This window comes from Mucilaginibacter sp. SG538B, assembly GCF_013376065.1.
Classification (GTDB): domain Bacteria; phylum Bacteroidota; class Bacteroidia; order Sphingobacteriales; family Sphingobacteriaceae; genus Mucilaginibacter; species Mucilaginibacter rubeus.
Genome location: NZ_JABMJI010000005.1, coordinates 263688 through 283086, shown reverse-complemented (window position 1 = coordinate 283086; position 19399 = coordinate 263688). Strand labels below are relative to the sequence as shown.

The following is a 19399-nucleotide window of genomic DNA, read 5'->3' as shown; positions in this document are numbered from 1 at the left end:
CTATTCGAGTCGGAAAGTCGGAAATGTCCGAAAGTCCGAAAGTTAAAAACTTAACAATTACCTATTCGAAATTCATTTTCTTTGTACTTTGCATTAATTAAAACAAAAAACATCCGGGCTTACGGACAGCGGACTTCCCGGACTTACGGACTAAAAAAGCTATGACAGGAGAAGATAAAATAAGACAAGCTTTCGAGAACAAAAACTGGCAGGAAATTAAAGTTACCGACTCCTGGCAGATCTTTAAAATAATGGCCGAATTTGTTGACGGCTTTGAAAAACTGGCCAAAATTGGCCCATGCGTATCCATCTTCGGGTCAGCACGTACGCATACCGATAACAAATATTACCAACTGGCGGTAGAAACCGCCCGCCTGCTTACCGAGCATGGTTACGGTGTAATATCAGGCGGCGGGCCCGGTATTATGGAAGCTGCCAACAAGGGCGCCTATGAAAACGGCGGTAAATCGGTAGGTTTAAATATCGAACTCCCATTTGAGCAGTTCCACAATAAATATATCGACAGGGATAAGATCATGGAGTTTGATTACTTCTTTATCCGTAAGGTTATGTTTATGAAATATTCGCAGGGTTTTATCATTTTGCCCGGCGGCTTTGGCACTATGGATGAATCGTTTGAGGCCATTACACTTATCCAAACCGGTAAAATTGCCCGTTTCCCAATCATTTTTGTTGGAGTTGAATACTGGAAAGGCCTGTTTAAATGGGTTGAAGAAAAAATGCTGAACGACCAGCACAATATCAATCCCGACGACCTGAACCTTTACCGCGTGGTTGATACCGCGGAAGAAGCTGTTGAGCACATCACCCGTTTCTATAACAAATACGTACTTAAGCCGAACTTTTAACAGGCAATACAATAAAAAATGCCGCTCCAACAGGGCGGCATTTTTGTTTTGATATAGTTTTAGGTTGCAATCAGCTATTTCATGTTTTGTTTTGGCGTAGCAGCAACCTCCGCAGCAACCGGCGCTTTTGCCATGTCAATCATTGTGCTCACTTCATCTACCAGCCCATCAGCCGAGCCATCAAACCCCACAACCTTAAAGCGGACATTGCCGTTTTTATCGATGATGAACTTGGTTGGAATACCGGTTACTCCAAATTGTGATACCACTTTTGATTGCCTGCCATCGCTGCCTTTTTCATCTACCAGCACGTTAAAGGTGTAATTATTGTCTGCAATGAATTTCTTTACGCCATCAATATAATTATCGCCGTTTTCCCAGGTATCAATAAACAGGAATTTCACATCCTCATCATCCTTATATTTATTTACAGCCATTTGCATCCCCGGAAAAGATGCTTTACAAGGCCCGCACCAGGTAGCCCAAAAATCAACTATAACAATTTTGCCTTTTAAGTCGGCCAGCGAAACTGTTTTTCCCGCAAAATCTTTAAGGGCAAATTTGGCAGCAGGCTCGTTGATCATTTGTTTAGCCACCTCCTCTTTCTTTTTGTTTTTTGCAATAGCCGATAAACCGGCCAGGTATTGATCGTAACCTGCTTCATTGCCTTTTAAGCCCACATAGGCTTTTTTTAACTCGGTTGTTAAAGCCGGGGAAACTTTAGCTGCCTTAAATGCGCCTTCAATCACGTCTTTTGATTCAGCATATTTGCCAAGGGCATTTAAAATGAGTACGTAATGCTCGTTGGTAATAGGGTCGTTATCCTTGTTGTCTGTATAAACCTCTTTTTGATATTTAAGGGCCTCATCATATTTTTTCTCTTTATATAAAATGAACGCGTAACTATCAGCATACATGTTGTATACATCCTTGTTTTGCTTTTGCATGCTCTTTACCGACATAAACGGCGAAGCCTCGGGATGCTTCATTTTTTCAGTAACGATGTCCAATGATTGTTTTGATAGCTTTTCAGCCTCATCAAGTCGCTCATCTTGTTGAGCCCAGCCATAAGCTATGTTGTTATAGCTGTTTGCAATGCTTGATTTGTTTTGAACTTGTGCTGCATAAGCATTAAAAGCAGCAGTATTACCATCAGTCAAAAAGCCGGTAGCCAGCTGCCCTCGTATATAATCTATTCGAGAACCTTTATCAGTAGCCATAGCCGGGAATTTGGCTATATATGCTTTATAAAGCGAATCTTTTTTGTGTACGTCCTTCTCGCGTATCATGGCAAACTCCGCCTCGTTTTTTACGGATTCGCCGTTAGGGTACTTAGCTTTGATGATCTCTCCCAATGAATCGGCAGAGGCTTTTTTGTTGCGCCAGTTCAGGATATTAGCGGCCAGGATCAGATCTTTTTCTACCGTGCTTTTTTCAAGCGATTGAACCTTGGCGTTTAACATGGCCGAGGTAGCCGGGTCCTTTTTCTTGGCCAACAGGTAGTAATAATTAAACTGATAGGGCTTTTCGGCCTGCGGGTTAGTATCGTATTCCTTTTTAAACAAGGCCAGCCCTTCTTCAGAATCGGTTTTTATTTTGGCAAAATTACTGCCAACACCACTCGCCAATATGTAAGCTTTTGCTTCATAAGCACCCTGAACGGGTTTTTTATCTTTATAAATTAAGTATATGTACCCTTTGTCATTATTATTATCGATGTCACCGTTACTAAAAATCTTTACAAAAAAAGCTTTCGCTGCGGCAGGAATGGTAAAATCGCCTGAAAGTAAAGCGCCATTAGGTTTTAGTTCGATGTCGGCTGCGGGGTTATCTTTCCCATCAATGTAATATACTTCTGCGCTAATATCCTTTTTACCGGCAACAGGCGTACTCTCCGGATCATAAGTAATTTGAACTTTTTCAGTTGCCGATGGATAACTATCAGATAATGTAAGATGATTATTTTGTGCAAAAACAATCTGCACAGCCAGCAGTGCCGGCAATAGTAGCATTGATTTGTGTGGTTTCATAGGTTTAACTAATTATATAGTTCAAGTTAAATACAAATTATTATAAATACAATTATTTTAACAATTATTAACGTTAATAATTTATTTTGCGCCATGGATAAGTCCGCCAAGAATAAACCCCAGGGAGCTTTAGGCTTTATATTTGTTACTTTACTGATTGATGTGGTAGGCTTAGGGATCATCATACCTGTACTGCCCAAACTGATTGAAAAATTGATCCACGCCGGGTTGAGCGAAGCTTCTTTGTATGCCGGCTTTTTAACGCTGGCCTATTCGGTAATGCAGTTCCTTTTTTCGCCAATGATAGGCAACCTGAGTGATAAGTATGGCCGCCGCCCGGTTTTGCTTTGTTCCTTACTGGGTTTTGGCATTGATTATTTGTTCCTTGCCTTTGCACCATCCATATGGTGGCTATTTTTAGGCCGGGCAATTGCAGGCATTACCGGCGCCAGCTTCACCACAGCATCGGCCTATATAGCTGATGTGAGTACTCCCGAAAGGCGCGCCCAAAACTTTGGTATGATTGGCGTTGCCTTTGGTCTCGGCTTTATCATTGGCCCGGCAATTGGCGGTGTGTTAGGTAAAATGGATGTTCAATATCCCTTTTTCGCTGCCGCAGGTTTAGCCTTTTTGAACGCCCTTTATGGTTTCTTCATCCTGCCCGAATCGCTGGATGAGGCCCATCGCCGCCCCTTCGATATCAAAAGGGCAAACCCGCTTGGCTCATTGCTGCAGCTTAAAAAATATCCGTCGGTTATTGGTTTGGCCCTATCGCTGTTCCTGGTATATTTTGCCGGGCAGGCCGTACAAAACGTTTGGACCTATTTTACTTTCGAAAAATTTAAATGGGGCGAGGATACGGTTGGTTATTCTCTTGCCTTTATAGGCCTGATGATAGCACTTGTACAGGGCGGCCTGATGCGCCTGATCCTGCCCAAACTGGGCATGGAACGTTGCATTTGGGTTGGCTTACTGCTATATAGCATCGGCCTTATCCTGTTTGCTATGGCAACCCAGGGTTGGATGATGTTTGCCTTTATGGTGCCTTATGCCCTTGGCGGTATTGCAGGCCCGGCGTTGCAGGGCATCATGACCAACCAGGTACCCGCCAATGAACAGGGTGAACTGCAGGGTGGCCTAACCAGCCTCATGAGCCTGAGCGCCATTTTTGGCCCCTGGGTAATGACCACTTTATTTTATTATTTCACCAATGATAAAAGGCCCTTCTTTTTTCCGGGAGCCCCCTTTATTTTAGGTGCAATACTGATGTTGATAAGTGCTTTGCTTGCTATCCGTAATTTCAAAAACGTGAAGAAAACCTCAGCAAAGGATATGGATGCCCTGGCAACCTTGCATTAAAAGCCAAAAGCAGAATGCACAAAGCTTAAAGCTTTGCTGTTGTTGGTATTATTGTCATACGTGTTTGGAAGATGAAATTATTGGGAGATTAAACAGAAACCATGTCATTGCAAGTAGCCATCAGGGAAAATCCTGTAAAAACCGTGATGCTGTTTAAAATATATTTTAGGGGACAATGAGCGGGAGCCGCGTTAGGGATTGCAGTGAAAAGCCCGGAGCGTGGATTGGGCTTGCGCGGGAAAAGCGAGGACTTGTAACGGAAAGCCCGGGCCGCAGGCAACGCCCATATTGTAAAATTGATAGATAAACACCCTCAACCTGCCGTTGTTGGTGCTGTCGCAAACAATCATTTCGATCCTCATGTCTTAATATCATGAATGCACTATTGCCGGTCACAAAGTTGGTGATAACAACAGCGAAGAATAGCAAAAGCGCAAGTATAAATTAAATATCAAACTGTAAAACAGCCCATAATAAAACTTTTAATCAGCTTAAACCTTTATCATTATTAATGAGCGCCAAACCTAAAAAACATACCGCCGCCTTAGGATTTATTTTCGTAACGCTTTTTATTGATGTACTTGGTTTAGGCATCATTATACCGGTAATGCCCTCGCTGCTCGAAAAGCTGGGCAACATGGATGTAAGTACCGCTGCGCAATATAATGGCTATTTAACGTTCACGTACGCCTCCATGCAGTTCCTGTTTTCATCGCTACTGGGTAACCTGAGCGACAGGTACGGGCGCCGGCCTGTATTATTAGGTTCGCTTATTGGCTTTGGGATAGATTATATTTTTATGGCCTTTGCTCCTACTGTGGCCTGGTTATTTATCGGCCGTGCCATAGCGGGCTTTGCGGGCGCCAGTAATACCACAGCAACCGCTTACATTGCCGATATCAGTACAGGTAAAAACCGGGCAGCGAACTTCGGTTTAGTTGGGGCAGCATCCGGTCTTGGATTTATTATTGGCATAGGCACCGGGAGCTTTTTGGGTGCATTAAATGTGCGGTTCCCTTTTATGCTGGCGGCCGGTCTGGCCCTCCTGAATGCGGCATATGGCTATTTTGTATTACCCGAATCATTAAATATCAAAAACCGCAGGCGTTTTGAATGGAAGAAGGCTAATCCCGTTAGCTCCTTACGCAACCTTTCGCGCTATAAATCCCTAATCGGGTTGATAGGCGCATTTTCTTTGGTGTACATTGCTCAAAAAGCTGTTGAATATGTATTATCGTTTTACGTAACTGAAAAATTCGACTGGTCGCTGAAAAGCATTGGTTTTTTAGGCTTTTTTATTGGAATAGTACTGGTAGCCATACAGGGCGGCTTGATCAGGTTTACGATCCCCAAATTCGGGCAGGAGAAAAATATCGTAGCCGGCTTACTATTCTATACCATCGGTTTAAGCCTCATAGCATTTGCCAACCAGGGTTGGATGATGTATGTGTTCATGGTACCTTATTGCCTTGGCGGTATTTCGGGTCCTTCACTTCAGGGTATGATTACCAGTACGGTATCAGCTAAAGAGCAGGGCGAATTGCAGGGCTCATTGACCAGTATCAGTAGTTTAGCTGTGATCATCGGCCCCCTGTTAATGAGTTCGGTGTTTCATTTGTTCACCCATCGCAATACTTCAACCTATTTTCCGGGCGCGCCTTATATATTGGGGGCTGTATTGATGCTGATAGCTGTTTTTTTGGCAGTAAGGAGTTTTAAGAAAGCCGGGGTGACAGATTCAAAACAGGTGGAGGTGTTGCCATAGGAACGCGCAAGCCCCACCCAAACCCTCCCCGGAAGGGAGGACTTTGAAAATTCAAAAAAGTCTCCCCTACCGGGGGAGATTTAGAGGGGGCCGGGCTGGGCTAATCCAACCCACTCACCCCGCCAGATATCACAAACTTCATCACATCGGCTGCACTCTTATCCATCGGTTTTACCTTATCGGCAGCAATGATGATTACCTGCCCCGCAAACGAGTAGGAATATGGGAAGTATACGGCTACCTCGCCGGGCAAGCCAATCTTTGCCAAGTCTTTCTGAACCAGGAAACCTATCTTTTTTAAACCGAACTCATTAACTTCAACCAGTACCGGTTCGTTGAACTTTTTCTCTTCGCCAACAAAGGCTTCTGTCAAATCTTTTATTGACGAATACAGGAACGCGAAGATGGGCAAACGTGCAAACCAGCGTTTAAACCAGGCTTTAATTGGCTCGGTGATTACATTAGTAACCAGTACCCCCATGATCATGATAACCACTACCACATTCAGGATCCCCAAGCCCGGGATATACATGTGCTTCCCGGTTTTATCAACCCAAAGATCACTCAGGTTAAGCGCTTTATCAATGCTGGCCACCGCCCAGTACATCAGGAAAATAGCTGCGCCTACCGGTACAACCACCAACATCCCTTTTACAAAATACCTGAATAATGCCCGCGCTAACCTGTTCATTTTAAGCCCCTGATTTCTACTCGTAAAAGTACACTCTTTTTACCCTTTGCGAAATATTGGTTAATATTTCATAAGGGATGGTGCCTATCTGCTTTGCAAGTTCTTCAATGCGCTGGTGCTCATCAAAGATGATCACCTCATCGCCTTCATGCACGTCAAGGCCGCTCACATCCAGCATACACATATCCATTGTGATGTTGCCCACTGTAGGCACAAGTGTGCCTTTCACCAGCATTTTACCCACGCCTTTACCAAAGGCACGCAGGTAACCATCGGCATAGCCAATACGAACGGTAGCTATTTTCCCGTCTTTAATAAGGCTCCCGCTTCGCCCGTAGCTGATTGTGTCTCCTTTTCCAATCTTTTTAACCTGGGCAACGCTGGTTTTTAAACTGGCTATAGGCTGCAAGCCCGCATCAGCCCCTGATACCGACGAATCGATTCCATACAATCCTATCCCCAATCGAACCATATCATAGTGTGCCGAAGGCCAGCGGATAATGCCGGCAGTATTGCAGATGTGCTTGATCACCTTATAACCCAGTGTACGCTCTATCTCCTTAAAAGCCTTTTCAAAGCGCCTGATCTGCTTTTTAGTAAACTCGTCGTGTTCCGGACTTTCGCTTGCTACCAGGTGTGAAAATACCGATTGCACCCGTACGTAACGGTTGACCTCCAGCATATCGCACAGGGTTTCTATCTCGTAATTTTCAAAACCCAGGCGATGCATACCGGTGTCAATTTTAAGGTGTACCGGGTAACCGGCAATGCCTTGTGCCGAAGCATAGCCCACAAAATCATCTAATAAACCAAAACTGTAAATTACCGGCTCAAGCTTATATTCGGTGAGCTTATCAAATGCCGAAGCCTCGGGGTTAAGCACTTTGATGGGCAGGTTAATCCCCGCCTGCCGTAAAGCTACCCCCTCATCAATATAGGCAACCGCCAAATAATCAACCTTATTATATTGCAGCATATTGGCAACCTCAAAAGTGCCGCTGCCATAGCTAAAAGCCTTTACCATAGCCATCACTTTTACACCCGGCTTAAGCTTTGATTTATAAAAGTTGAGGTTGTTTAGTAAGGAGTTCAGGTTGATCTCCATTACGGTTTCATGCGCTTTTTGGGCCAACGCGCGGCTCACCTGCTCAAACTCAAAACTGCGCGAACCTTTGATCAGGATGGTTTCATCTTTAAAATTGAGTGCTTTTAACTGTTGCAGCAGAGTGGCTGTATCTGCATAAAAATGTTGTTGGGCTATGTCAAAATATTGCTGATGGCCGAGCAGCGCCTCCCCTACGCCAACAAATTTATCAATCTTTTTGGCCCGGATCAATTCGGCCACCTGTTTGTACAGCACATCCTGCTGCAGGCCAGATTGATAAATATCCGACAAGATCAGCGTCTTTTTTTGATGCTGATTTTGCTGCGATAAAAAGTTAAGCGCTATCTCCAGCGATTGCAGATCCGAATTGTATGAATCATCAATAACAGAGCAGTTGTTTACGCCGTTTTTTAACTCCAACCGCATACTTACCGGCGCGAGGCGCTCTATGCGCTTGTCGGCCTCTACAGCACTGTAGCCTAAAGCCAACATAGTAGCCCAGCAGGTTATGGCATTTTCTACCGAGGCCTGGTCGGTAAAAGGCACGAGGCATTCTATCTCTTTACCCTGGTACCGGGCACGGAAGTAATAATTTTTGGAGATCACCGTCTCGCTGAAAACATACAGATCAGCTTCACGAAACTTACGGCTCCAGGTAAAGGTCTCTTTAGCCGCGATGTCTTTTTCATAACCGAGCAACTGATCGTAATTATGGATCAGCAGCCTGCTGTTTTTGAATAGCCCCAGTTTTTCCAGGAGCTTTTGCCTGGGCGATTCAAAACCCTCGTCATGCGCAGGGCCTATGTGGGTGAGTACCCCTATTTCGGGCTTAATGATAGCTTCCAGCTTATTCATCTCATTTATGGTAGAGATGCCCGCTTCAAAAATCCCCAGTTCGTTTCGGTCGTTGATTTGCCATACGGACAATGGCACACCGATTTGCGAATTATAACTTTTAGGGTTTCGTACAATATTTTTATCGGCCGAAAGCAGCTGGTAAAGCCATTCCTTAACTATAGTTTTGCCGTTACTGCCCGTAATGCCAATTACCTCCAGCTTAAAACGGCTGCGGTGATAGGCTGCCAGCATTTGCAGGGCCGCCAGCGGATCTGGCACAATCAAAAAGTTTGCGCCGGGCAGGTTAAACTCCGGGCCATGTTCTACCACAAAATTGCGCACACCGCCTGCATAAGCTTCGGCAACAAACTCATGGCCATTGCGTCTGCCGCTCAGGGCAAAAAATAAGCCTTCGGCAGGGTTGTTGATCCGGCGGCTATCGGTAAAAAGCGCACTGATCGTATATTCTTCAACGATGTTGCCATCTGCCTTGATGATCTTTTTTATAGCGCTTATGGTGTACGTGTTATTGGGCATGCTGCTAATTTGGAGATATTAAAACAAATAGAATAATTTTTAACGAATTTTGGTTTTTAAATGGATCAACCCAAATCAATTAAAATTACTGACGAGAAAGTTGCCCTTGCAAAAGCCGAGCACTTTTGCGCCTACCAAGAGCGCGCCCAGCAGGAAGTACGCGACAAACTTTACGAGTGGGGACTATGGCCTGACGCTGTTGAACGCATTATAAGCCAATTGATAGAGGGCAATTTCCTTAACGAGGAACGCTTTGCACGGATCTATGCTAAAAGTAAATTTAACCAAAAAGTGTGGGGACGTATTAAAATTAAACAAGGGCTTAAACTTAAACGGGTGCCCGATGTATTGATCAAAAAAGCTCTCCTCACTATTGACCCTGACGATTATTTGGCTGCTTTGACCCACTTAGTACAAAAAAAAGAGGCGACCCTAACCGAGAAGAACCACCTGAAGCGCCGGTACAAGCTACAGCAATACGCCATGGGCCGCGGATTTGAAGCTGAGTTGATAGCTGATATTTTGAAAAACAGCAAGTTATAAACTATTTTAAAAAAAGTTAAAATTTCCCTTGCAGAGTATCCAATTCTACCTATATTTGCACTCCCGCAAACGAGATAAGCAGCCGGTTAAACGAAAGCTTACTTCAAGCGAGAAAATACCAATGCGAAAGTAGCTCAGTTGGTAGAGCACGACCTTGCCAAGGTCGGGGTCGCGAGTTCGAATCTCGTCTTTCGCTCAAAGCCCTTCCTGATTGAAAGAAGGGTTTTATTTTTAAAAGGTTAGACACCTGCTCAGATGGTGGAACTGGTAGACACGCAGGACTTAAAATCCTGTTCCCGTAAACGGAGTGCGGGTTCGATTCCCGCTCTGAGTACAAAAGCAGCGTAAAATCGCTTAAAAAGCCCTTAAATCAATGATTTAGGGGCTTTTTTGTTTTAAAACCCACTCAAAATCCGCAAATAAACACAAAATTCTATTGAGTGATTCATTGAGTTATCTACAACAAAAAAAAGACTCAATAAAAACCTCACAATAGACTGAAAATCAAACATGTACAACTCGTGAACATCTTGATTGACAGGGACCGGCTTCCGACATTTGTTTAACCTTTTTATTAAGTATTATGTTAGAAAAAAGCTTCGGGTTACTATTCTTCATGAGAAGACCCAAAAACTACCAGACTGGACCGCTGCCCATTTATTTAAAAATCACTGTCGATGGCTATTCAAAAGAACTTTCCACCAAACGAAAATGTGATCCATCATTCTGGAGCAGCGAATCTGGGCGTGCTATGGGGAAAAAAGAGTCTGTCAAAGAATTAAACAGCTATCTCGATGCGCTGGAGCAAACGGTTTTCCAGGCAAAAAAGAAATTAATCGAGTCTGAAAAGCAAATTACAGTTGAAGCGATCAAGGCCATTATGACAGGAACTGATGAAAAAAAAGTAACGTTGCTGTCTGTTTTCAGGAAACACAATGAGCAAATGAAAACCCTGATGGGATCTGAATTTTCCCATAACACTATTGCTCGTTACGAAACAACCCTGACCCATACAGCCGCATTTATCGTCTGGAAATTTGGGCAGGAAGACATTGACGTTAAAAAATTGGATTACGAGTTCATCACAGAGTTCTGCTTTTGGTTTAAAAGTATTCAAAAGTGCAATCACAACTCGACCATGAAATATTTGTCTAACGTAAAAAAGATTGTCCTGATTTGTGTTAAGAGCCGATGGCTGGCAACTGATCCATTCACCGATTTTAAGTTTACCCAAAAAAAAGTTGAGCGGGTCGCATTAACAGAACAGGAATTACAAAAGCTGGCAAAGAAAAAATTCACATCTGACCGATTGACTACGGTCAGGGATATTTTTCTATTTAGTTGTTATACCGGTCTCTCCTACGCTGACGTTGAAAAATTGAAACTCAGCGAAATTGTCGAAGGAATAAATAAGAGCCAATGGATTTTTACAAACCGTCAAAAAACAAGTACATCAACAAGGGTACCTATGCTACCTGAAGCAACTTTAATCATTGAAAAATATAGGAATCACGAAAAGTGCCTTAATAATGATCGGGCACTCCCTATCCTCAGTAACCAAAAGATGAATGCTTATTTGAAAGAAATCGCCTCTATTGCAGGTATCAACAAAGAACTGACCTTCCATATAGCGAGACATACATTTGCTACGACAATAACCCTTAATTACGGAGTGCCAATAGAAACCGTATCAAAAATGCTTGGCCATACAAACATTAAACAAACACAGCAATATGCCAAGTTAACAGATAAAAAAGTGAGTGATGACATGGAAGAACTTTTAAGAAAAAGGGGCTCTTTGATATAATTAAGAACATGGCGATGCACTAACGGCGAAATGTGCCTGAAGCGTAAACAAACATAGGGTTTATAACCCTATGGTCGGCAGTTCGATCCTGCTCCCCTCTCGAGTTCAACCTAGAGCCTTTAGGAATTTTATATTAACTGGCTTATATTAGCATTGCTCAGTAAATCGGCGCGGGATAAAGAATGTCGCCGGTTGCGGAATAGCAGTCAGGCAATTATAACCTTACAACCAATGTTTCAACAATTCTACGAGCCCCACCCGGCATTAAAAGAGTTTGTCAACAATATCATGATCCATGAGGTGAAGCTTGATGCGAACCATATACCGCGCGCTTTTCCGATCCCGCCGCTTCCTGAACATTGCCTGATGTTTTATGTCCGGAACACCATGCATGTGGAAGATCCTGTTACAAAAGAAAGGAGACCTATGCCCTCTTCTATCGTTATCGGCCCTAATCTGAATAGACATATTATGGTTGCCGGGCGTCATCATTTAATGATAAAAGTTGGGTTTCAGGCAGGGGGACTTTACCGTTTTTTAGGTATTCCAATGAGCGAGCTGTTAGGTAACGATGAATTTGACGGGCTGGATTTGCTGGGGAGTGAAATGAACGAAGTGGATGAGCGGTTACGGGAAGCAGTTTCTTTTTTCGAAATGAAAACTATAGTGGAAAACTTCCTGCTTAAGCGGGCAGGCAGGCTGAAACAAATGTTACCTATTGATCACGTGCTCCCATTACTGATCAAACAACGGGGATTACTTAAAATAGACCGGCTGGCATCCGAGGCCTGTTTAAGCACCCGGCAATTTGAAAGAGTATTTCAGCAAAGGATAGGATTGTCGCCCAGGCACTTTTCGCGTCTTGTAAGATTTGCGCAGGCCTGGATCATCAAGGAACAGCATCCGGGCATAAGCTGGATAAAGATCGCGCATGAATGCGGGTATTTTGACCAGATGCACCTTATACGCGACTTCCGCGAATTTGCCGGCGTTAACCCTTCCCTTATTGAACAAGAACTCTTGGAATCACAGACGAAATTTTTTAACAGGCTCTTCTGTTAAAATGTCGTTTTTATACTATGCTCTCCTCCAAAAGGTACAGTAATTTTATCGGAAACCTCCAAAATATGAAAAAAGTACTGTTAACCATTGCACTCTTAATAACCAGCGGGCTCATTTTTGCTCAAGACCGTACAAAAGATGAAGCGGCCATCAATAAACAGGTCGATGCTATGATATATAGCTGGAACAATCATAACTACGATGACTGGAAAAACTATACTACCGAAAATATCGATTGGGTAAATGTCGTAGGTATGTGGTGGAAAGGGCAAAAGGAATCCCAATATGCGCACCAGGTTTATCATAAGACGATGTTCAAAACAACGGTATGCAAGAAAAAGTCTGTTGTGATCCGGTTTATAACGAAAGATGTGGCCATCGCCCACATCGTATGGCACTTTTCCGACCCGCAGCCTGTGCGGTTGCCAGACGGGAAACTATCCCAGCCTACCGATGGCCTGGCTACCCTGGTGTATGTCAAACAAAACGGAAAATGGTTAATGGATGCCGGCGAGAATGTTGTAATTGACCCTGCAGCACAACCGTTTGACCCGGTAAAACAAATGCCAAAGTAGTAAATAATGCGAAACGTCCTTGCAATATGGGGATATGTCAGAAGTCTTACGGCCCCAACTACTCGCTCGCGCGTATCGAACCGATCCTGCAATCGCTGAATATTGATTTTTACATGGTTAGTACTATTGCGTGGGATATACAGTTGGGTGACCACATCAACACACGGAAAACCAAAGATGTCGATATTGCCATTCAGGTTGGCGACGAAAGCCAGTTCTTCGCTCTTAAAAATGCACTGGGCATCAGGTGATTTCGATGCTCATGCCCACCCATTCCGGGTTCAAACTGACCAGGGTATTCCGGAGCAAACTGACCACCCCTGATTTGCAGTTAACGCGTTATGATCACCCTCGACAATCCCCGAAACTGTGGAAATAAAAGGAAGCTCCTCCGGGCCCTGGAAGACCCATTGGACTGTTGATAGCATCGGAAAGGGCAATTGAGGGCACTGCGGGCTCGCTAAACAGCTCAGAGAACAAAGTTGTTGAGTTGCAAGGCAAGTCGATTAATAAACAGCGGAGTAGGAATTCTGAATTGGAGTATTGATGGAAAAAAAGGCGAAATCGCTATTTGGTCATGCTACCAATGCATATGTGGCATCTCTTTGCCAGCAAACGGGTGGTCAATTTTGCCACGGAATAGGGTGTAACATATGCCCGGAACGTCCAGGGTATCAATTTGCTGTTGTTTCAGGACGTTTGTTACCTAAATATATAAATAAATCAACATTTTTCAAATCAAAATGAAAGCTAAATTTTTGAGGTAAATATCTAGTTTGGCATGTTTAACGTGTAATCTCCGTAGGGGCTTTCTGCAATAAAGAGACTATAGAATGGACTTTGTCACGCTGACATCGACATTAGAAACTGTAATCAGTAACAGATTATAGATATTGCCATTGTATATGCGTATTTTTATTGACCCGAACCAAATTATACGTTAGGTGCTAAAAAAATTACAATTAAAACTCGCTGACACTTACGAAATTTGCGGCGAACGCTTCGCACGCCGTCTCGTAGCAGCCGCTGACGGGACATTGCTCAAAGATCACTGGGATAATAAGGGAAAAACAGGATGACAGAACCAACTAAATCGTGCCCTCGTTTAGGTACCCCGCTTTTCTCACAAGGCGTATTTGAACCCCAGATGGGGTACATAATAATAGCTTGCAGGTCACGAGTAGCCTTTACGCTAGTCCTCGCCCGTCATAACCGCACCTAAACTGACTTCGGACGGCAAGATAAATATCACTTAACGATATACAACGCCTAAATTGTCGTTAAAAAGCATAGTTTATCCAATCAGAAAGGCTACCACCCTGAAAGTTGCCATAGCTATCTCGGAAATATACTGTACTGTTGTCCTGGATGGTGAATACATCGTGGTAGTATGGGTGCAGAAAGCTTTCATCCCATTTAAAAAACACAGTTTTCTTTGTCGTGCCCCCAACGTACCCGCTTATTGTGCATTTACTGTATAGAGGTAGTTGAGTGATAAAAATAGTCCCCGTTCTGGCACCGGGCAGCAGTGTTCCAACAGGATGTGCATCCGTTTGTGATTCGGAGTTAATCACTATTTTTGTAATCGGCTCTGACGATCCATTTACAAATTCAACGCTTCCCGACCCTGGATAAACGAAATTTTTTTTTGATGTGCTGCCGCCATTAGTTGTCAGCTTAATCGTATAATTCCCTTCTGCTAAATATTCATGTCTCGCATGTAAGCCTGTATCAGTTGAATTGTCTCCCCAATCCCATTTATAAGTTTCCCCTTTAGAATTTGTAGTATCCATTACTCGCGGAAAGACAAACTCGTGCTCATATATGGTGTCGAGCAGCACAACAAATACCCTGGGTTTGTATTGCGGTGTTGGGGAAGTGGCAGTTTTTTTGCAGGAAAAAAATACAATACAAAAAAGTGATAAGATTAAAAAGGGTTTATTCATTTGGTAAATATATTGATTAATCTTAAGGCTGAATATGTTAACACGAAGAAGTGCCACCACTGCCCTTAGACTGCGTGTATAGATTACTTATGCCGGTTGTTTCTAACTACCGGGTATAGGTAACCGGATCACCAATCCTTACATACCATTAACAGCGTACATCGGGTCGATATGGAGGCGCAGGTACCCGTTTTCCAGTTTCTTTTGTTCGCCCTTGCGGCTAAATAACAGAACGGTAAACTTTGCTTCCAGGTTGTAGCCGCCAAATCCGTCTGTTGCATGAACAAAGCTGGTGATCTCGAAGCTCGAATTCTTTTGAAACCCGTGCGGGATCACCACAGTGGCCGGGCCGTGGTAAGTATTGTAAGATGAATAACCTTTGTTATCACTAATCGCTGCATCGATAGCAATGCCATTTTGCGAGTTTTGCCATTCAAAATCTTCCGCAAGTGGATGTTTGCCCAAAGTAAACAGGGTAAGCACGCTTTTGAGGCCGGGTAAATTAAGCGGCGTTTGCTGCCTGAAAAATTTCTTCACGAAGATCACGTTGATGTTCGCACTTTTAGAAAAAATGGTGTGTTTCTCAAAAAATAGTACAGAATCGGGTTTGCCGACAAGCGCATACGCGTATTTGTTGGTGCTGTCCGGGTAAACCAGTTTCCGGTTAGCATCTTCGGTGCCCGAGGATATATTACTCAGGAACAGACCACCGGCGGTATACGTTACGCCATCTATAGTATAAGCAACAGAATCGCTCACGGCAGCTATTACAGGCTTGGCTGGCGTTACCGGCTTGGCCGGACTATCTTTTTTGCAGGAAGTAAATGCCAGCAAAGGCACAAGGGCATAGATAAGTTTAAGTTTTTTCATATAATAGCTGAGACACAATCCGAGTGGACAGGTTTAATGCGCCCGGCAAATATCGGGAAATAATCTATAGGTTAAAAAAATTAAAGGAAGAATGGGAAGGTACTACCAGCAAGGCTGCCATATAGCATAGTTTAGATTCGGCCGCCTGCAACCGATGACAAAAAAGTGATAACCATTAGCTTTTAACCTGCCTGCCGTCATTATCTGTTAGCGGCAAAAAAGCGTGCTTTGGGTATAAAATAACACCTTGAATGAAAGCATTATTGCTGTAATTATGTTCGCACATGGCGCCATACACCTAATGGGCATGGCCAGGGCGTATAACGTGGCTGCGGTTAAAGCATTAAGCCAGCCGGTTAATAAACTTTATGGCTGGATGTGGTTTATCAGCGCTGTATTGTTTGTTTCGGCGGCGCTGATGTTTTTATCGCAAAAGGAATGGTGGTGGCTCCCGTCTGCGGTGGCCACGTGTCTGTCGCAGTCGCTCATTTTTAATATTGGCGTATGGCTAAATTCGGCACAATAGCAAATGTGATCATACTGGCGGCAACTGTAGCAGGGTTTAACGTATGGTATTTTAACAAAAAAACACACCGCGGTCACAATACCCTATCGCAATCTTCGGCAGTATACAGCAATCACCAAACATTTAATCCCGACTCCAAACTATGAAACTAAATATAGCATGGCACCTGGCAAACCCGATGCCTAAATACCCAACGCTCGAGGAACGGATTACATGGCACACAGCCCACCAGGTACACCGTGGCTGCAGGCCTGTACCCAGGAGCGTTGAGGAGAAAATTAAAAAAAGGGCATCGCAATAAATGTTACCCTTCTGGCGCTAAGTATACAGCGCACAAAGTTGTGGGAACTTCCTGCTCCATCCCACCCGGACACCGCCATAGCCTACCGGAACTGTTATTCATTGGTTCTATTGGCACGCTTTTAGTTTATCCTACTTCATTATGAAGTACAGGCATATTATTTTAGGCGGCACCGGGCACATCGGTTCCGCGCTGGCCGACACGCTGTTAAGCGCCGGCGAAACGGTAATGATCATAGGTCACGATCCTAAAAAAGCAGAATACTAGGCAGCAAAAGGCGCAGGCTTTGAAGTGGCCGATATTTTGGACAGGTCACGTCTGCATGAACTTTTCGGCCGCGGCGAACGGCTTTTTATTTTAAATCCGCCCGCACCGGCGGCAACCGACACCGTTGCTGAAGAAACCAAAAGCATGTCGGCTATCATAAACGCCCTGCAGGACACAAAACCAACAAAGATAGTGGCTGCCTCCACTTACGGCGCACAACCCGGCGAGCAATTGGGCGACCTGGGCGTATTATACCAAATGGAACAGCAGCTGGCATCGCTGCAAACACCGCAGGCCGTCATCCGCAGTGCCTATTATATGAGCAATTGGGATATGGCTTTGCCAACCGTAAAAGAATCGGGCATGCTGCCAACACTTTATCCGCCTGGTTTTAAGCTGCCGATGGTAGCCCCTGCCGATATCGGCAAATTTGCTGCAACATTAATGCTGAACGATGCAACCGGCCTGCATTTTATAGAAGGCCCCGAACCCTATTCGCCCGATGATGTGGCGGCAGCGTTTGGCGAGGCATTTAATAAAACTGTTACGGTAGCAACCACACCTGAAGATGAGTGGCAGGATGCACTCGAAAAGGCGGGGTTTTCCGCACCGGCGGCAACGTCAATGGCAAACGTTACCCGGGTAACAAAAACAATGCTGCAAACCGGCTACAATGCCCCCAACCCGCATCGTGGCCAAACCACGCTGCGCGACTATATTAAAAAACTGGCTGAATAAAAACCAGGCCTGTTAATTAAACTTCTTAACAGTATCTTTTTCATTGGCCAATGTTACGTTAACATTTCCTTGATTATTGTATATACAGGTTCCATTATCAGAAATATTTTTATGTATAAAACTTTGGAACCATGCTTCTATATTTGTATCCCTACGTTTTAAAGTACTCAGCATATAGTTTTCTGTTTTTATCGCTTCGCATACGATGATATGGATGTAAAAGTGATTGTCGTTTCTCCTTCATAATCTTTTAATTTCATTGAGATTCACCGGTACAATGCCACGTAACCATAAGATTTACGAATTCTCGATTAGTTTATCAATTCGGCTTAAACGCTCCAAATCTTCCACAAATCCGGTCGAAAATCTTTCACTTTCGGTTACCATGAATACTTGTAACAAGCTGATATTAAGTAAATTACAATGATTTTTTATTTTTATTCGGTGCAGTTTTCATTTCGTTTTCACAAGCGATTTTTGCGTTTTCCGGCTAGTTTAGTATTCTATACTCATTGTTATAAATTAACTCAGCTTTAAATTTAAATCATAAAAGATTTTTCATATATCACTTACTTTACTATTAGCTAGAGACCAAAACTCCGCATCACCTTAAAAAGCAGCGTTAGCGGAATTAAACTGCTTACGAAACGCTTCGGGAGTCAAACCTGTCTGCTTTTTAAAAAACTTGCAGAAGTATGAGTTGTCCTCGAAATTCAGTTGGTAGGCAATTTGCTTAACAGTCAAACTAAAGTTGATCAGCATCCTTTTGGCTTCCAACGCTATTCGGTTTCTAATGACTTCCCCTGCTGAGATTCCCAAGACGTCATTACATAAGGCATTTAGATGGTTCGGGGTAACGTAAAGAAGCGCGGCATATTCCTTAGGCAACCTTAGGTCAAGGTAATTCATATCTATCAGCTTTTCATAGTTCCGCAGAAAGGTAATATTATAACTATTCGAAACTTGATCTCCCCTTTTTTCAGTCAGGTTACCCACCAACATAAATAGACGCAATATTAGAACCCTTATTGAATCCATCTTAAAATAATTATCGCCCTCGGCCTCAATGACACATTCCTCCAGCAGTCTGGTGATCGATTCCCTAGAATCTTCGGGAATTGATATCACTGATTCCTGGACCTTGCCACTGAAAAATAAAAACTGATCAAGATAATCGGATTTCAATAAAAAAGACTTAAAAAACTTAGACGAAAAGTTTACAACATAACCATCCATATCTCCTTCAAAATTCCATGCATGAACCTGCCCCGGTGCCATAAAATAGATTTGATAAGGCGTTATATTAAAATTCTGGAAGTCGATAGAAAATCCACCTCCTCCATGTGTAAATAAAATAAGATGGTAAAAACCATGCCGGTGCGGAAAATGAAGTTTTTTCAAATTCTTTAAATAAATGGCAAACCTGCTTACAATAACATCATCCTGTTGATTCAGCGAAAATTCGCAAATATCATAAACTGGAAATTCATTTCTCATATTGAGCCCTGGCTTAAAATTCATAATCAGATGGCCTCTTCAAAGTTACCAATCACACTTTAAAAAACGTACAA

General features: G+C 43.4%; 19 protein-coding genes and 2 tRNA genes. 15 read left to right on the top strand and 6 right to left on the bottom strand.

Going from position 1 to position 19399, the window contains the following annotated elements; all coding sequences use genetic code 11:
- Positions 1–161 precede the first annotated feature (161 nt).
- Entirely contained in the window at positions 162–869 is a 708-nt protein-coding gene (locus FHW88_RS24775) for a TIGR00730 family Rossman fold protein (protein ID WP_090533093.1), read from the top strand.
- 74 nt (positions 870–943) lie between these two features.
- Here FHW88_RS24775 and FHW88_RS24770 read toward each other — a convergent pair whose 3' ends face one another.
- Complete coding sequence (locus FHW88_RS24770) at positions 944–2899, bottom strand: redoxin domain-containing protein (RefSeq protein ID WP_176628328.1); 1956 nt, start codon at positions 2897–2899, stop codon at positions 944–946.
- Between the two features lie 93 nt (positions 2900–2992).
- Between FHW88_RS24770 and FHW88_RS24765 the strand changes: the two genes are divergently transcribed.
- Both FHW88_RS24765 and FHW88_RS24760 read left to right on the top strand, forming a co-directional pair.
- A complete protein-coding gene (locus tag FHW88_RS24765; RefSeq protein WP_176628327.1) occupies positions 2993–4258 on the top strand; it encodes a TCR/Tet family MFS transporter in 1266 nt (421 codons plus the stop codon).
- Between the two features lie 511 nt (positions 4259–4769).
- Positions 4770–6023: a TCR/Tet family MFS transporter gene (locus FHW88_RS24760; protein ID WP_176628326.1), complete on the top strand. Its 1254-nt coding sequence runs from the start codon at positions 4770–4772 to the stop codon at positions 6021–6023.
- A gap of 100 nt (positions 6024–6123) precedes the next feature.
- On the opposite strand, the gene FHW88_RS24755 is transcribed toward FHW88_RS24760, so the two are convergent.
- Positions 6124–6714 (bottom strand): DUF502 domain-containing protein, encoded by a 591-nt coding sequence (locus FHW88_RS24755; RefSeq protein WP_112654514.1) that lies wholly within the window; start codon positions 6712–6714, stop codon positions 6124–6126.
- Between the two features lie 16 nt (positions 6715–6730).
- Positions 6731–9193, bottom strand: coding sequence for a bifunctional UDP-N-acetylmuramoyl-tripeptide:D-alanyl-D-alanine ligase/alanine racemase (locus FHW88_RS24750; protein ID WP_176628325.1), 2463 nt, complete (start codon positions 9191–9193; stop codon positions 6731–6733).
- A 60-nt stretch (positions 9194–9253) separates the two neighbouring features.
- Between FHW88_RS24750 and FHW88_RS24745 the strand changes: the two genes are divergently transcribed.
- From FHW88_RS24745 to FHW88_RS24715, 7 genes are all read left to right on the top strand, one after another.
- Positions 9254–9736 carry a regulatory protein RecX gene (locus tag FHW88_RS24745; protein ID WP_176628324.1) on the top strand — a complete coding sequence of 161 codons (483 nt, stop codon included), beginning with the start codon at positions 9254–9256 and terminating at the stop codon, positions 9734–9736.
- 123 nt (positions 9737–9859) lie between these two features.
- Positions 9860–9932 (top strand) — tRNA-Gly (locus tag FHW88_RS24740).
- 53 nt (positions 9933–9985) lie between these two features.
- A tRNA-Leu gene (locus FHW88_RS24735) sits at positions 9986–10070 on the top strand.
- 249 nt (positions 10071–10319) lie between these two features.
- Complete coding sequence (locus tag FHW88_RS24730; RefSeq protein ID WP_176628323.1) at positions 10320–11543, top strand: site-specific integrase; 1224 nt, start codon at positions 10320–10322, stop codon at positions 11541–11543.
- A gap of 231 nt (positions 11544–11774) precedes the next feature.
- Complete coding sequence (locus FHW88_RS24725; RefSeq protein WP_176628322.1) at positions 11775–12605, top strand: helix-turn-helix domain-containing protein; 831 nt, start codon at positions 11775–11777, stop codon at positions 12603–12605.
- Positions 12606–12670: 65 nt separating this feature from the next.
- Positions 12671–13180 carry an SgcJ/EcaC family oxidoreductase gene (locus FHW88_RS24720; protein ID WP_176628321.1) on the top strand — a complete coding sequence of 170 codons (510 nt, stop codon included), beginning with the start codon at positions 12671–12673 and terminating at the stop codon, positions 13178–13180.
- A gap of 26 nt (positions 13181–13206) precedes the next feature.
- On the top strand, positions 13207–13431 hold the full coding sequence (locus tag FHW88_RS24715; protein ID WP_176628320.1) for a hypothetical protein: 225 nt from the start codon (positions 13207–13209) through the stop codon (positions 13429–13431).
- A 1029-nt stretch (positions 13432–14460) separates the two neighbouring features.
- On the opposite strand, the gene FHW88_RS24710 is transcribed toward FHW88_RS24715, so the two are convergent.
- Together FHW88_RS24710 and FHW88_RS24705 are read right to left on the bottom strand one after the other, a co-directional pair.
- Complete coding sequence (locus FHW88_RS24710) at positions 14461–15126, bottom strand: PKD domain-containing protein (protein ID WP_176628319.1); 666 nt, start codon at positions 15124–15126, stop codon at positions 14461–14463.
- A 138-nt stretch (positions 15127–15264) separates the two neighbouring features.
- Positions 15265–15996 (bottom strand): hypothetical protein, encoded by a 732-nt coding sequence (locus FHW88_RS24705; RefSeq protein WP_176628318.1) that lies wholly within the window; start codon positions 15994–15996, stop codon positions 15265–15267.
- A gap of 247 nt (positions 15997–16243) precedes the next feature.
- On the opposite strand from FHW88_RS24705, the gene FHW88_RS24700 reads away from it, so the two are divergent.
- From FHW88_RS24700 to FHW88_RS24685, 5 genes are all read left to right on the top strand, one after another.
- Positions 16244–16522 carry a hypothetical protein gene (locus tag FHW88_RS24700; RefSeq protein ID WP_176628317.1) on the top strand — a complete coding sequence of 93 codons (279 nt, stop codon included), beginning with the start codon at positions 16244–16246 and terminating at the stop codon, positions 16520–16522.
- Complete coding sequence (locus FHW88_RS24695) at positions 16501–16668, top strand: hypothetical protein (RefSeq protein ID WP_176628316.1); 168 nt, start codon at positions 16501–16503, stop codon at positions 16666–16668. Before FHW88_RS24700 ends, FHW88_RS24695 begins: the two co-directional genes overlap by 22 nt.
- Positions 16665–16823, top strand: coding sequence for a hypothetical protein (locus tag FHW88_RS24690; protein WP_176628315.1), 159 nt, complete (start codon positions 16665–16667; stop codon positions 16821–16823). Before FHW88_RS24695 ends, FHW88_RS24690 begins: the two co-directional genes overlap by 4 nt.
- Positions 16824–16964: 141 nt before the next feature.
- Entirely contained in the window at positions 16965–17090 is a 126-nt protein-coding gene (locus FHW88_RS30050) for an NAD(P)-binding domain-containing protein (RefSeq protein WP_218117295.1), read from the top strand.
- 24 nt (positions 17091–17114) lie between these two features.
- Entirely contained in the window at positions 17115–17828 is a 714-nt protein-coding gene (locus FHW88_RS24685; RefSeq protein WP_218117294.1) for a hypothetical protein, read from the top strand.
- A 609-nt stretch (positions 17829–18437) separates the two neighbouring features.
- On the opposite strand, the gene FHW88_RS24680 is transcribed toward FHW88_RS24685, so the two are convergent.
- Complete coding sequence (locus FHW88_RS24680) at positions 18438–19325, bottom strand: AraC family transcriptional regulator (RefSeq protein ID WP_176628314.1); 888 nt, start codon at positions 19323–19325, stop codon at positions 18438–18440.
- Positions 19326–19399 lie beyond the last annotated feature (74 nt).